Origin of the sequence: Caballeronia sp. GAFFF1 (assembly GCF_023630705.1) — a bacterium.
In the GTDB taxonomy this organism is placed as follows: domain Bacteria; phylum Pseudomonadota; class Gammaproteobacteria; order Burkholderiales; family Burkholderiaceae; genus Caballeronia.
The window spans coordinates 14,160-29,465 of the sequence record NZ_JALQEM010000039.1 but is presented as its reverse complement, the minus strand read 5'-3'; the positions used below and the strand labels follow the sequence as shown (position 1 = coordinate 29,465).

The 15,306-nt window shown below is 54.4% G+C and carries 10 protein-coding genes and 1 pseudogene; 9 read left to right on the top strand and 2 right to left on the bottom strand.

Features of this window, described 5'->3' with window-relative positions; translation table 11 throughout:
• Window positions 1-96: 96 nt before the first annotated feature.
• Entirely contained in the window at window positions 97-5,598 is a 5,502-nt protein-coding gene (locus tag NCR37_RS24205; RefSeq protein ID WP_250475348.1) for an AAA family ATPase, read from the bottom strand.
• A 164-nt stretch (window positions 5,599-5,762) separates the two neighbouring features.
• Here NCR37_RS24205 and NCR37_RS24200 point away from each other — a divergent pair, with 164 nt between their 5' ends.
• The 3 genes from NCR37_RS24200 (at window position 5,763) to NCR37_RS24190 (ending at window position 8,220) form a co-directional block, all read left to right on the top strand.
• A complete protein-coding gene (locus NCR37_RS24200; protein ID WP_250475347.1) occupies window positions 5,763-7,091 on the top strand; it encodes an MFS transporter in 1,329 nt (442 codons plus the stop codon).
• A 217-nt stretch (window positions 7,092-7,308) separates the two neighbouring features.
• Entirely contained in the window at window positions 7,309-7,635 is a 327-nt protein-coding gene (locus tag NCR37_RS24195) for an alpha/beta fold hydrolase (protein ID WP_250475346.1), read from the top strand.
• Window positions 7,636-8,220 carry an alpha/beta fold hydrolase gene (locus tag NCR37_RS24190; RefSeq protein ID WP_250475345.1) on the top strand — a complete coding sequence of 195 codons (585 nt, stop codon included), beginning with the start codon at window positions 7,636-7,638 and terminating at the stop codon, window positions 8,218-8,220.
• Between the two features lie 331 nt (window positions 8,221-8,551).
• On the opposite strand, the pseudogene NCR37_RS24185 reads toward NCR37_RS24190, so the two are convergent.
• Window positions 8,552-8,720: pseudogene (locus NCR37_RS24185) on the bottom strand (IS110 family transposase); the annotation flags it as partial.
• Window positions 8,721-9,089: 369 nt separating this feature from the next.
• Here NCR37_RS24185 and NCR37_RS24180 point away from each other — a divergent pair.
• From NCR37_RS24180 to NCR37_RS24155, 6 genes are all read left to right on the top strand, one after another.
• Entirely contained in the window at window positions 9,090-10,004 is a 915-nt protein-coding gene (locus NCR37_RS24180; protein WP_250475344.1) for an alpha/beta fold hydrolase, read from the top strand.
• A gap of 25 nt (window positions 10,005-10,029) precedes the next feature.
• Window positions 10,030-10,938, top strand: coding sequence for an MIP/aquaporin family protein (locus NCR37_RS24175; RefSeq protein WP_284507015.1), 909 nt, complete (start codon window positions 10,030-10,032; stop codon window positions 10,936-10,938).
• 80 nt (window positions 10,939-11,018) lie between these two features.
• Window positions 11,019-12,008, top strand: coding sequence for an AEC family transporter (locus NCR37_RS24170; protein ID WP_250475342.1), 990 nt, complete (start codon window positions 11,019-11,021; stop codon window positions 12,006-12,008).
• A 41-nt stretch (window positions 12,009-12,049) separates the two neighbouring features.
• Window positions 12,050-12,853 (top strand): SDR family oxidoreductase, encoded by an 804-nt coding sequence (locus tag NCR37_RS24165; protein WP_250475341.1) that lies wholly within the window; start codon window positions 12,050-12,052, stop codon window positions 12,851-12,853.
• Between the two features lie 24 nt (window positions 12,854-12,877).
• The gene (locus NCR37_RS24160; protein WP_250475340.1) at window positions 12,878-13,810 is read left to right on the top strand and encodes a haloacid dehalogenase type II; all 933 of its coding nucleotides are present in this window, start codon (window positions 12,878-12,880) and stop codon (window positions 13,808-13,810) included.
• 751 nt (window positions 13,811-14,561) lie between these two features.
• Window positions 14,562-15,233 carry a type 1 glutamine amidotransferase domain-containing protein gene (locus NCR37_RS24155; protein WP_250475339.1) on the top strand — a complete coding sequence of 224 codons (672 nt, stop codon included), beginning with the start codon at window positions 14,562-14,564 and terminating at the stop codon, window positions 15,231-15,233.
• Window positions 15,234-15,306 lie beyond the last annotated feature (73 nt).

Sequence of the window (15,306 nt, the reverse complement as noted above, 5' to 3'; positions counted from 1 at the left end):
CCAAGATGGATATGGAGTAACGTCCGAGCCCGTCGACATCGACCAGCGCAGCGGCTGGTGACCTCGCAACACCGATGAGGCATGAGGCCCGCTGAACTATGGGGCGACTAAAGGAAGCGTGAACAAGAACGTTGCGCCGGTGCCGACATGCTCGCCGGCCCAAAGCTGTCCTCCATGCGCCTCCACGATCGTACGACTGATGCGAAGCCCCATTCCAGTGCCTTGCGTCTTTGTAGTGAAGAAGGGATCAAATATCTTCCCGACAAGATCCGGAGGAACTCCAGGTCCGGTGTCGTGGACCGCCACAATGACAGTTCCGTTATCGGACCGCCGCGAACTAATGGTCACCTCACGGGTGCCAGCGTGATCTTTCACCGCTTCGATGCTGTTGATGACCAAATTTGAAATCACCTGCTGCACCTGTATTCTATCCCCAAGTACGATGCTTGAAGCATCGGCCCGCTCCACTCGCATTACGACGCCATAACGCGCCGCTTCGCTCTTCAGAAGGTGCACTGTCTCGTCGATCACAACGTCGATCGAGAAGCGCTCGCGATCCAAGGGGCCCTTCCTGAACTGGGCGCGAATTCTGTCAATTATGTGGCCAGCACGCTCGCCGTCATGGCTTATCCTTTCCACCAACTCGCGCACTTCGTTGATATCTGGTTCATCGCGGTTCAGCCACCGCAGACAAGCTCTTGCTCCTATTACCACAGATGTAATCGGCTGATTGATCTCGTGAGCGAGAGAGGCCGTCAATTCTCCCATTGTCGTGGCTCGATTAATACGCGATAGGTCACTTAGCGCACGGTTCAACGCCTCACGCGCCAGTGTAGGCCCGCTGATGTCATGGATAGCACCGATGTAATCCAGATCTCCAGCATCAACGGCCCGGCCAACAGCGCGCACATGTCTTATCTCGCCATTCGGCATCAACAATCGATGTTCAACGTCGAACGACATTTTTTCCCTCATCGCCGCAAACAGCATTCGACGGACAATACGCTGGTCGTCCGGATGCGTACGTTCGATTGCGAGCTCTACGGACGCCCTTACGTCACGGTCATATCCCAGCAAATCATACGTTTCATCGGACCAGTAGTATTCTTTCCTCAAGAGATTCCATCCGAACGTGCCAGTTAGGCTAATTCTTTGTCCTTGTGCGAGAAACGCTTCACTGCGTTGTAAATCGGTGTACAACTTTGCATTTTCCAACGAAATCGCTGCTTGCGATGCCATCAATTGAAGAATAGCCAAACGGTCGGCTGTGAAGACGTCGGGTGCTAAGGCATTCTCGAGGTACATCACGCCGATGACCTTCGCATGGCGCACAATCGGGACGCAAAGCAAGGACCGCGATCTGTTGCGTTGGACATACTCATCGCGTGCATATACAACGTCGGCGGAGGCATCACGCAGCACAAGGTAATCGCGCGTTCGCAATACATAACGAACGATGGATTGCGGCACGTCCGTCGATGTCATTCTAGCTTGCCGGAGGTGTACCGAGATATCGCTGGTTCCTGTGACTGCTTCTGCCTCTACTTTCAGATCATCGATTTCGCTGCCAACGAGTATAAGCAGCCCTCTTTGTGCCCCCCCGTTTTCAATTGCCATACGCAGCAAAACCTGAGTCAACCGCGGCAACATTATCTCGCTGGAAAGTGCTTGCGAGACCTTTACTACGGTCGATAGATCTAATACGGCTACCGGGGCCATAATCGTAGCGACAACAGACGATCGCGCCCCATCTTCGCTGGTTGGGAAACTTCTATCCAGTTGTCTCACCTTGCCTTCTGCACCCCAGCTTAGATAGCAGTGGCGCCCGTCTTGCAGGTATGCAAGGGCGATCCTATGATATCCTCGACTCTCGTAGAAGCGCGACGCTAGCTCATTCGCTATCGCTTCGTTGTGTATGAAGCCGCTTTCCCTCGCTGAGACGATCGCCTTCTCGTACCAGTCCTGAGCCTCGATTAGGCGCCCTTCGACCCGTGCGATTTCTGCATTGACTAGTGCTTCTCGATTTCCGAAATTCTCTGGACAATGGCGCGCCCATTGCTCAAGACGTCGCGCATGCTCAAGAAGTACGGAGAAATGCGTCGGGCGTTGAGCGTCGCTTAATTGATCTAATAATTGCGCTCGCGCCAGCGCGCCATAGTATTGATGCTCGGCGGCTTCAAAATGCGAGTGCGCGGTCCAAAAGAGGCGGTCTGCGTGCGCGGACGCTTCTACCGCTACAGCATAGTCGCCCGCGATAAACCTCGCTTGCAGCTTACGAACATAATAAAGATACAAACGGGTCAACGCCTGGCTAGATGACAGGCGGAGCTCAAAAGTCGCTTCGCTGAAGTTTCCGTCATCGAAGGAGCCGAATTTTGGCGTTAGCCCTCGCAATGTTCGAATCAGCATCAGCTGTGCCGTCATGTGCTCTGCCATGCGATCAAAGCGTACGCTTTCCGCAAAACGGAGGCCGTCTTCCACTTGTCGTTGAACGTCCGCTAGACGGTCGCCCGCTGCGAGCAGGTTCGTGTTTAGATGCGCATAACTATAACCTGCGAAGCTGACGTCGGACATCTCCGCAGCAGCTTCGATTGCGCGGCGTATCAGGTCCCGGCCTCTGCGAACATGTCCGATCCATGGCATGATGCAGTCCGCGAAACGGACGTAGACACGAGCGCGGTAATCGTCAAAGCGGTATCGTTCCACGAGGTCATACCCGAGTTTTCCCAGCTGATAGCCCTTCCCAAAATCGCCGAACCTCGATCCGGCGAGCATGCCAAGCGAAACATACGCGAAAGAGCCGGCTCCGCTGTTGCCTTCAGTTAATGTCAACTTCACCATCCTAAAAATCAATAATGCGTAAACGTTCGGATCGCTAAGCATTGCTGACATCGTTACCTCAGCTAGTACGTCAAGGAGCTGCAACGTGTCTTCCTCCGACAGCAAAGGCGTCGATAAAAGGTCCTTAGGGTCACGAGCGTCTACCATTGCACATATCTGGCCGTACTCGATCGATACCTGTTCATCGCTGGGTCGTTGGGACCATAAGTCGCCCTGTGCACGCCGGTACTCGATAAACGTCCATATTGCAGCATCGCCTTTACCTAGGACGTTATATAACGAGACACGCAACCGGGTCACGCGCGCTGCGTCGGCCGCGCGGTCGACGTGGCTGGCTAACATCGAAAGCCGCCTTTCGGCAGAGGCGAGATCGCCCGTCAAGAATTCGCATTCAGCCGTCAGGCTTTCAACAGAAAACATTAGACGAGGATTTCGCTTCCATGTGTCATCGTTGAGCAGCCGGCGACCTGCGAGCACGAAGTTCAGTGCAGACGAGTAAGCGGTCGACGCTTTGGCGCGCGCGGCAGCGATAACGTTAAGCTTAGCGAATCGTTCCCGCGTTTCGACGGCAGCCACCAAGTGCGCACCACGATTTAGTTGGTTTACAATATCGAAGATGCGCTGATCTAGCTCCTGCCCTTCTACCTGCGTTTCGAGAGAAATTCCGATCTGCAGATGCCTCTCGGCACGAGAAGCATCTGGGATTTGGCGATACGCGGCTTCCCGTACCTGGTCGTGGACGAACCGGTAATAGCCTTCTAAACGGATAATGAGACCAGCATTCACCGCAGGAAGAAGGCATTGGTGGATGTCATCCTCGGATTGTCTTCTGACGGCCGCCAGTATTTCCACAGTGGCCGCGCTGCCCAAGCATGCGAGTCCCTCGACGATCCTTTGCGTTCTCGGTGGAAGGCGACGCAATCTGTCTACGAGAAGGTCAGCAACGTTCTCTGTGGATCTGCGCTTTCGAATCCTATTCAAATCCCAAAACCATGCCGCGGCGTCCCGATCAAACTTAATAATTTCATCTTCCAACAGTGAACGAATGAATTGAATCACATAGAATGGGTTGCCGTTAGTCTTCTCATGGATGATTTCGCTTAACGAACTGCAAAACTCTCGTGAGCAATGAAGAAAGTCGGCGATAACGTTATCGAGATCACTGCGTCGTAATGGTTCAAGCTTCATATGTCGTACCGAAGCTGCTGAGTTTCTTAGGGACAGCAGTTTAAGCGATAACGGACTATCCGATGGTAATTCATTATCCCGATAGGCACCGAGCAAGATCACATTGGTTAAGCTTTTATCAACGACTAAATCCTCAATCAGATCCAGTGTTGCGGTGTCGGACCATTGCAAGTCGTCAAAAAATAGCACGAGGGGTCGCCGCAGTGCTAAGGCTTGAATAAAGCGTCGTGCGACAGCGTGTAATCGAATCTTCGCGTCGGTTGGTGGCAGAGCTGGCACTGGCCGTTGCTCTCCCAAGTGCACCCGCAAATTCGGGATTAGGTCCATTATGACCTGGCCGTTCGGGTAGAGTGCTGCTGAGACCGTCTCGCGCCACTGCGTTAGTTCATATTCTCCTTCTATCAACAATGGCCGAAGAGCGGCTAAAACGGCGTCGCCAAATACTGCGTAAGGTATATCGCGTTTCTGCTGGTCACACTTGGCTGATGCAAAATTACTGCGTATGCCGACAGTCGACCGTTGCAACTCATCTACAAGAGAAGATTTCCCGACTCCTGAATTGCCGGAAACCAATACGAGTTCACAAGGTCGATCTAATGCGGCACGATTAAGACAGGATTGTAGTACTTCGACTTCTGATTCCCTTCCATACAGTTTCTCACCTATGCGAAGTCCGCTGGTCGTGTCCAGTGTCCCTAGAGTGAAGTCCTCAACGTGGCCGGTCAGCTGCCATCCTTTGAGACACTGCTGGAGATCGTTGGCCAGACCGGCTGCGGTTTGGTATCGCTCGTCCGTATCTTTGGCAAGCAGCTTGGTAACTATCGAACTTATTACAGCAGGCACGCTTGGAACCAACTCCGTAAGGGGGACGGCTTGCCGTGCAACGTGGCAATGCACCCATTCCATCGGATCAGAAGCAACAAAAGGAAGCGTACCAGTCAGTGTCTCGAAAAGTGTAACCCCCAACGAATAGAGATCGCTGCGACAGTCAACTGGGCGATTCATCCGGCCAGTCTGTTCCGGCGACATGTATGCCAACGTTCCGGCAATCGTCTCGGGCGGAACTGTTGGTTGTCGCTCATGAGAAGTCGTGGATGCTATGCCGAAGCCGGTCAGCCAGGCACGTCCCGCAGGGGTGACGAGGATGTGCGACGGCTTGATGTCCTTGTGGACGACTCGAAGCCGGTGCAGTCCGTCTACCGCGGTTGCCAGTCCAATGGCGATATTCAGAAAAAGGCTGATATCCGGGGGGAAGCTCTCGCGTCGCGTGAGAAGAAGGTCGAGGAACTCAGCTTGAGGATCAGGATATGCAACTACGAGGGCCGCTCTGGCGTGTAATCGCGTGAGTTCTAAAGGCTGTGCTGCCCAACTCGCGTCGAGGCGACGCGCGAAGTAGTACTCGTGTTCGAGCTGGCGGACGCTGTCAGGCGTCGGCAATTCAGCCGCGACGGCGATCACGAAAACTTTCTGCTCAGTGTCGACCTTGGTGCCCTTATAAAGAGCTAGGTCCCTATCCGTCCGCAGTGGCTCTAACATGTAGCCAGGAATGTAGCCAGAAGCACCTTTCATCGCATGATCATTTGGTTCGTGGATATGACCGTTCAGCAATGAGATTGGAGTATTAGTCCTTACAGCGGCAAGGAACTAGTGTCCATGCGCCTGCGGCGACGGCAGAAAGACGCCGTCGCCGCAGGCGAGGACGTCTTGCCCGAACGCCCAAAGACCCGCATCCCATGCAAAAGCATAACGTTCAAGAGGCAGCCGTAGGTGAAACCGCTGCTTGCCGGAAGGCGGACCATATATTTCGAAAGGTTGCTTGGCGGCTCATGCCCTTCCTCTTTTTGATTTTCGTGCTCGCTATGATAGACCGGGTAAATATTGGTTACGCAAAGCTTTACTTTTCCCAGGATCTGGGCTTCTCCGACGTGGTCTACGGAGCTGGTGCCGGCGCATTTTTCGTAGGATTTGTATTGGCTGACGTGCCAAGCAATCTGCTGCTTTATCGATTCGGAACACGCATAACGATCTCACGCATCATGATCTCGTGGGGGCTCGTTTCCAGCGCGATGATGTTTATTGTCACACCGACGCACTTTTACCTTTTGAGATTCGCGCTCGGACTCGCGGAAGGCGGGCTTTTCCCGGGAATTTACCTTTATTTGACTTTCTGGTTTCCAGCTCGTCTCCGAGCGAAGATGTTGGCTCTATCACTAGCCGCAATACCGGTTGCAGGACTAATTGGCGCGCCAATTTCAGGTTATCTCCTACACCTAATGAGCGATGTCGGAAAATTGCGGGGCTGGCAGTGGATGTTCCTCTTTGAGGGTCTTCCGTCAGTGATAGTCGGGGCAATAGCCTACTTCTACCTTGAAGACTCGCCGCAAGACGCACCGTGGCTAACTGAGTCCGAGAAACGCGCAATTCACGACACATTCTCCCTGCATTCACCACAGCGGGCGCAAACACCACGGGTTAGCTGGCGACACGCGATCGTGTCGCCAGTGTTCAGACTCTTAGTGACGCTCCAGATTATCAACGGCATTGCCAACAGTAGTTTTTCGTTCTGGCTTCCACAGATCGTCCACGATCTAGGCATCACGGACTCCCGTACCAACGGCCTAGTGACTGCAATTCCGTACCTCTGTGCTGCCATTGGAATCACATACTGGGGATATTCATCCGATCAGAAGCGTGAGCGTCGGTGGCACTACGCTTTGGCGGCCATCGTTGGGGCGAGCGGGCTGACAATCGTATGCGGTTCTGGTCGTCAAATTGAGGTCGCAATTGCCGGACTTTCCCTTGCATACGTCGGCGCACTGTCGTGCACCTGTGTCTTCTGGGCGTACACCACTACCTATCTAAAGGATAAGGCCGCGGTGATAGGGATCGGACTGATCAATTCGATCGCCGCACTAGTCTCCTATGTCAGCCTAATTGGATTTGGTGCCGTTCGCTCCGCCACTCACTCGGCGAATATGGCGCTGTCGGTAATCGCGATACTTATGCTCGGCGCCGGCCTATTAGCGTTCCGCCTGCCGACATATGTCGAAAACGAAGACTGAGATCAAAGATCGAAGTTTGGAGGACGTCTGTGACAACTTGGTAATCGCGGGGGTTGACGATTCGCGGTGGTTTGAATCCGGCGTTCAATGACCACGTCCGACCTTTTGCAAGCTTGAGCGCAAGCCTGTTCCTCGGTATAACGGACGGATCCAAGGTATAGTTGAGCGCCCGGTTGAATCAGCGGATATTGCTCTCACGACAACCGGGAGGCCGAGAATGGACCAGCTTCAGCACGACGTCTTGAAACGTGACGGCGTTTGGATTCACTACGTGAAAAGCGGGACATCGCGCAGGCAGGGCGGTGGAAACCGCACGATTGTATTGCTGCACGGTTGGCCGCAAACATGGTGGGAGTGGCGTTATATCATTGAACCGTTGCGCTCCGAAGGGTGGTTCGTAGTTGCGCCAGACTACCGCGGCGCGGGCTCGTCGTCGAAGCCGGACGGTGGCTATGACAAGCAGACAATGGCCAGCGACATTAAGGCGTTGATCGAGCACCTAGGCGTCGACACACCAGTAACCTTGGTGGGTCACGACCTCTGAATGTTGGTGGCATATGCCTTTGCTTGCCTTTATCCCTCGGCGGTTGAACGTCTTGTATTAATGGAGGCGCCTATTCCGGGTACAAGAACGTATGAACGGGTGCTCGCCACTACACGGTACAGTACTGCGAAGCTCTGGCACTTCCACTTCCATGGAGCTCCCGACAACGCAGCCGAGTCCCTTATCGCTGGCCATGAACATGTCTATCTTCGCTCCTTCTACAGCAAGTTAAGCGCCAATCCGGACGCCATACCATTGCTTGAAGCACAACGATATGTCGCGGACTACATGGCACCGGGCGCAATGAGAGCGGGACTGGAACTTTTTCGTGCCTTTGAGAAGGATGCCGAAGACAACATCCGATCCATTCAACAAAACGGTAAGCTGCGAATGCCGGTTTTGGGCCTCGGAGGAACCGCGAGCTTCTTTCTGCCAGTCGCTCAAGAGATGCTAAGCGAGGTCGCCGAGGACGTAGTAGTTCGGCCGATAGAAGATTCCGGGCACTGGATAGCAGAAGAACAGCCTGAACTCCTATTGCGACGGCTACGAGAATTCATGCATAAGGATGAAAGAGTCGCAAACTGAAGCTTCTCGTCCAATTCAATGGCGCCAGTCAGCTTATATGGTTTTTGGCGCAGCGCGCCCTCGCGCCGCGCCGGCAGTCAGGCGCGGTCAGTCGCTGGGACATAGCTGACGGGCCACGCCGTCTGCGTCAGTTGCTCTTCCACCCGTCGGCAAGTCCATCAGTCCATCCAACCTCAGGGTGCGTAGCCGTGATCGTGATGGGCCGTTCCTCCAGAACCATGCGACGAGCGCGCCGGTGCGCGCGGCCGTAGTCGCGGCGATCGGCGGACAGTGTGCGATTTTCTGCCGCCCAAAGCTCCCGCGTTCCTCGCTCACGACCGGCAGTGCTGTCTCGAACATCCGCACAGTCGTTTTTATTCCCGATGTTGAAAGCCTTCACGGAGTCTGAGGGCATCAATTCGAACCTGGTGTCCGATCTTCGCAAGTTGCCGAGCCCAATGATGCGCGCGACCGCAAGCTTACCTTCCGGTTAAACCCGGCGCGCGGCTTGCGAAGTGTTCTCAGAACTTCGCGCTACGCGGACTCTCGAAACAAGTAGCAGACCACGGCGCCCGTGCTTGCTGGACGCAACACCAGCCTACAGCGTGGATACATGAGCTGCCGTCCGCCTCCTCGATAGCGTTCGCTCGTTCGTCTGACTAGTGCAGTTCGTTAGTTAAACAAACAGCTGCGCACCGCCCGAAATCTGTACTCAAACGACTAATCGAATGTTGATAAATTCCGGCGCCACGCGGCAGTCAAGATCCCCGTTTTCTTCTTAGCCGGACGCCATTTATGAGATTGGTATGGGAACGTAAACGAAGGTGTAATTGATCAAACATACCAGTTGATAGAACATTGATTTCACAACTATGTATCTGGGGCTCTTGATGAACTACACACGTCAAACCGACGGTTATCGACTTGCTTACCATAAGAGCGGGAGCGGAACACCTGTCGTAATGATTCATGGATCACCGGGCGACAGTCACGAATACGACAAACTTTCTAACTTAGTCTCACCCCGTGCCATGACCGTGGTTCCTGACTTAAGAGGATTTGGGCGTTCGGACAAGCATTCTGAGGGAGGGAATAAAGCTTATTCCCGCGACGGGCAAGTTAGAGCGGTTATCGCGCTGATGGATGAGCTAGAGCTCACCGATGCGGTGCTCGTAGGATATGACATTGGCGGATTCACCGTGCAAAAGGTAGCGACCGAACGGCCTGACCTAGCTTCCGCACTCGTGCTGGCACCACCAGTTCCGGGCGTTGGCAGGCGTATCTTGGAGGTGGCTGCGGTGAACGCATTCTGGCATGCGACCTTCTTCAGGACCCCTTTGGTCGAGCAAATTTTCGACGGGAATGCCGATTGTATTCGTGCGCTGCTGAAGATCCATCTTGACGGCTGGTCTGGACCAGGATCGACGGTCACCGATGAATTACTAGAACACATGGTTGAAGTTTATGCCGCACCTGGGTCTTTTACCGCGGGTGTGTCATGGTTCCGCGATTCCGACAGCAATCCAATTTCTGATTATGCCGCTGAAATCAAGCCGGACGCGAATGCGCGGTCAAAGAAACCGACGTCAGTTCTTTGGCCTGAATGCGATCCGTTGTTTCCAACGGAGTGGTCGGATCGAATCAGCGATTTTATGGCGAATTTTTCCCTGAAGTTTATGAAGGGGGTGGGCCACTTTTCCCCGACGGAGGCGCCAGAGATTTTCGCTGCTGAGATCTTTGCTCATCTTTCTGGCGAATGGCGTCCTGACGCCATCGCGAGTCAGGACCGTCGTAACGCCTATTGATTGAAGTTTTCCTGGGAGCAGAGCCATGGGTCGTGCCAGTGAGCTTGTGGGAGAGCTAGTTTCCGAAGCTATCGCGATGATGATCATCATCACTTTCGGTTGCTCAGTCGCCGGGATGTATCTACTGTACGAGCCGAGTCCCTATAAGACGGCCTATTGGGGAGTTTGTATGACGTGGGGAATGGCTACATCCATTGCCATTTACGTGACGGGGGCCGTATCTGGGACACATGCGAATCCCGCCGTTACTCTATCGTTAGCTGTCTTTCGGGGGTTCGAATGGCGAAAGGTGCTCCCCTATTGGACTGCGCAGCTTGTTGGCGCTTTCATCGGCGCCGCGATCGTCTATGCGCTCTACTATACGGTCATAGACAATTTCAATGCGACGCACCACCTAACGCGTGCTGAAGGTGGTGCAGCAGGTGTCTTCTTTACGGCCCCTGGGACTGCGATCACGGCATTGAAAGCGTGCGCCGATCAGGTCATTCTTACAGCCATCCTAGTCTTCGGAATTTTCGCGGTCACCGACGAGTTCAACACGATGGCACCGAAAGCTAACTTTGGAGCTGTTGTTATTGGTCTGATTGTTGCCGTGATCGGCGCAGCGACAGGGTACCTGGAAGGTTGGCCGCTCAATCCAGCACGCGATCTTGGTCCACGTGTTCTTGCGTGGCTGCTCGGATGGGATGGTTCAGCGTTCCCTGCTGTCTTCGGCTATTGGTGGGTACCGATCGTCGCGCCACTGATTGGAGGTGTCGTCGGGGGAGGTGCGCAGCACTTTCTCATCCGCCAGTTCTACCCCCATGAAAAGAAAGAGGCGCTCGACTCCTCAAGATGGTGCTCCTACCTGTCAGCCCGCCGCGGCACTAGGCGATCTCAGTTGGATGCTGTGCGCCGCAATCAACAGTTCCCATCCGCGGACTCACACGATTGAAATCCCATTCGCGGGCGCCGACGTAGTTGCGAATAAGCGGCGTGCGCGCCATCAGCACAATCAGCGATTAGTGATTCACGATGCTTTCCGTTCTCGCCCTCGCGCTCGCCCCAACGTTCTTCGTAATGCTCCTCGGCTACTGCGCCGGTATGACCCGACATATCAACAACATGCGCATCGCTGAGCTTAACACCGTGGTGATGAGTTACTGCCTTCCTGCATCGTTGTTCGTCGCCACGGCAACATCAAAATGGTCGGAGCTCGCTGCGCAGTGGCCCATCTTACTTTCTCTGACAATCACAATGATGGGCGTGTTCGCCGTCTGGTACGTTTACCAGCGTCGCGTGCGTCGGCAAAACCGCAGCGAGGCAGTTCTGCAGGCACTGGCCGTTGGCCAACCGAATTATGCTGCCGCCGCTTTCCCCGTAATAACGGCACTTTTCGGATCAACTCATCTCTCGACTGTCGCCGTCGGTATTGCAGTAGGCTCGTTGCTACCATCCCCGCTCACGTTAGCGCTTCTTGAACTGGACAAATACCGTAAGGGCACAACCAAGCTTGGGGGCGGATCAGACCCAGATGGTCACGGAGAGGGCAGCACCGGGCTAACCACGCGAGTCCTCAAAAGCGCTTTGGCTAAACCCATCGTTGTTGCACCCGTGATGGGTATGCTTGTGTCGTTATTGGGATGGCGCTTACCTGCTTTTGTGGATGCATCTTTACGCCAGATCGGAATCGCCGCAGGCGGGATGGGTTTGATGGTGACTGGCCTCGTGCTTTCTGAAAGCAAGTTTCGGATGACTCTCAATACCACCCTTGGAGTTGGTATGTCAAACGTCATTCAGCCGCTAGTTACTTTTATTGTTTGCCATTCCGTAAAGGCTCCAGTAGAGGTAACGAAGCTTGCGGTTGTCATGGCCGCACTTCCGTCTGGGTTTTTCGGAATCTTATTCGGCAACACCTATGGACGGCTGTCTAGAGAGGCAAACTCAACGATTATCGCGAGCACGATTTTCTCGGCAGTGACTTTAGCAGGGACCATCCGATGGACGTACAGCTACGGCGGCTGACGACCAGTTTCTTGTTCAATCATGGATGAAGGAGTCTAAGAATGACTAGGAAAATCTTGATTACCGGTGCTGGCTCCGGGCTTGGCGAAGGGGCTGCAATCGGCTTGGCGCGAAAAGGACACACGGTTATCGCCACCGCGGAGTCGTGGCCGCAGGTAACAGCGTTGCGCGACAGGGTAACCGCGCAACGACTCCAAAATGTCACAGTTACGAAACTCAACATGCTCGATGAGTATGACCTGGCGCATGCCGCGCGGCTCGACTTCGATGTGTTGGTGAACAACGCGGGCATCGCGGAAGATGGTCCACTCGCTGAGATACCTATAACGCTTGTCAAACGAAACTTCGAAGTCAACGTGTTTTCCTGCTTGGATCTCAGTCAGCGGGTCATTCGCCGCTGGGTAGACGCCGGAGTGAAAGGAAAGGTGGTCTTCATATCGTCGATCGTTGCGCTGGTTAGTCCGGCGATGATTGGAACATATTGTGCAACCAAACACGCGCTGCAAGCGATGGCGGAGTCGATGCAAGAGGAGTTGAAAGAATTTGGAATACAAATTCAGACTATTAATCCTGGACCGTTTTTCACCGGATTCAACGAACGCGGCGTTGAAGCTGCATATCGATGGCTCGACGATGACATCAACTTCACAAGCCGTGCATCATACAAAGCGCAAACCGACGCCTTGCTTGATAAGCCGGAGATGCGCCTCGATCCGAAGGACATGATCGAAAAGATGGTAGAGCTTATACCGGAACGAACGGGACCGTTCAGAACGATCTTCCCCGAGGAGACGGCCAGTTGGGCAACCGCCGCGGAGCTTGCGATGATAGATCGGACGATCTAATCGGCTAAAGTGCGTCGCGCTGAGTTGCTTCTTGAGATCTACGAGGGCGGCGACTCAGCCCTGATAAACGATTTTTGTTTCGCGGGGTTGGGAATGGACGTGATACGAGTCGATCTCGACGGCGTCAGGATGGCACGACGCTCGCTGCTGCTGTGCGCGGTTGCCACATGCACGCTTTGCACCATCAAACCGGCAAAGGGGTGTGGGGTCCTCATGACACCAACGTCGTCGATCAAAGCGCTGACGTTCGACATGCAAGGGACGGTTTTCAACTTCTACGGTCCTCTGGTAGCGGCAGCGACCTCGATCTGCCAAGATACGGGATTGACGACAGATTGGGTCAAATCGCTCCCAGGCGATTGGAGTGGCCGTGCTCACGAGATCATTCTTGACATCTCGGCCGGTCGCAGGCAATGGATTCCGAATTCCGACGTCTACCGCGAGGCATTAATGTCCATCCTCGCTACCGGCGGGCTCAGAGACCGTTTCTCCGGCGCGAATATCGATAAGCTGATGGGAGTTTGGGCAGAAATGGTTGCATGGCCCGACGCAGCAGAAGGTATTTCAGCTCTTGGTCGCAAGTTCACTGTGTGCACCCTCACGAACGCCTCAATGTCACAAATGACTGCGCTCGTGAAGCGTAATGGATTGCGGTTCGACGAGATTCTGACCGGTGAACTAAGTCAAGCCTACAAACCGGATCCGCGCGTCTACCAATCGGCCGTTAAGTACACAGGGTTTAGGCCCGACGAACTGCTGATGGTGTCAGCGCATAAGTGGGACCTTCAAGCATCAAAACGTGAGGGCTTCAAAACCGCATATGTTCCTCGACCACTGGAGCTTGGAACAGGCGTTGCCGACCGGGCTCCTGAGCAGTACATTGATATCATCGCGAGGGATCTAGTTGATTTGTCGTTGATACTCGCAGGTGCAACACGTAGTGCGTCGACACGTTAGGCATCCCAACGACGCACCTGCTAAGTTTTCTCATGAAAGCACCTTGCCGCAATTTCGATCATAACGGCCTCGTGGTCAGGGAGCTAATCTAGACTTGCGAGGGCGGGCGCGCTAGCCCTTGGGAAAGAATGCGCCCGCGACCTCGATCATCTGGTTGGCGCGACGTAGCTTCTTCACATCGTCTCAGAAGCCTTGAGGCGCTCGCGTCGTCTGTTGGTAGCCCTTCGCGGTTTCTTGCAGTAATCTACGCTCGACTCTATCGTGCGGCGTCTGCTGCGCTAAGCCAATCATTGGTGAAACTGATTCGATCGCCGCTGACTTTGGTGGAATGTTTGCTACGCTCTTGGAGTACCAGACGTATCGCACGCAACTTATCGTGAATGCCCGTTATTTCTCGTGGCTGCGTTGTCTCGACAGTTTAGGCCTGCACGATTCCGTGCGTGCAACTTTCTGTTGCGGCTAGCAAAACTGCGTTAGTTCAATGCGACGCTATGTGTGGCACGATAAGAACCCGCCTATACGTTCGCATAGTCTCTCATACCATCGACTGCTGGCGCTGGAGCCGGTCCAGGTGTTTAATCCAAACGGTCGAGCCACGGCGGTGCGTGATTCTGAATTCCTTAACTCGGCACTGCCGTCTCGTACTTCGGGCGGCGTACATCGGCCGGCGGCTGCATCTTTTGTCGCCAAGTGCCTTGAAGATCGCCTTGCAACGTTGCGTGCTCGTAATACCGATCACCGGAGAATGTCGATGAAGATCCTCTTGGTTCTAACCTCGCACAACAAACTTGGAAACACCGGTAGGCCGACCGGCTTTTGGCTCGAGGAGTTCACCGCTCCCTACTATGCGTTCACAGATGCGGGCGCGCAGGTCACCGTTGCTTCGCCTAAGGGCGGCGCTGCACCGATCGATCCTAGAAGCGATGACCCAGACAATCAGACAGACACAATGCTGAGGTTCAAGAGCGATCCAGCGACGCAGAAGGTCCTAGGCACGAGCGTCAAACTCGCAGACGTCAACCCGGACGACTACGACACAGTCTTTTACGCTGGAGGGCATGGCCCGATGTGGGACCTCACGAACGATGAGATTTCGATCGCACTAATCGAGAAGATGTACAACGCCGGAAAGCCGGTCGCAGCCGTCTGTCACGGTCCTTGCGTCTTTCGGAAGACGATGTACAACGGGGAACCGCTTGTCAGGGGCAAGCGGGTTACCGGATTCACTAACGAGGAAGAAGAAGCCGTCAACCTCACCGAGGTTATGCCCTTTCTCGTCGAGGACGAACTCAAGCGTCTGGGCGGCCATTTCGAAAAAGTGGCCAACTGGGAGGTCCTGACCGTGGCCGATGGGCGGCTGATAACAGGACAAAATCCGGCCTCATCCGGGCCGACGGCGCGTGAGCTTCTGAAGCATTTGTAGGCCGTATCAAGGTCGCGGACGGCGATGGATATGCTGTGTGCAGCGGAGGGCAATACACGGAGTTTCGAATTTT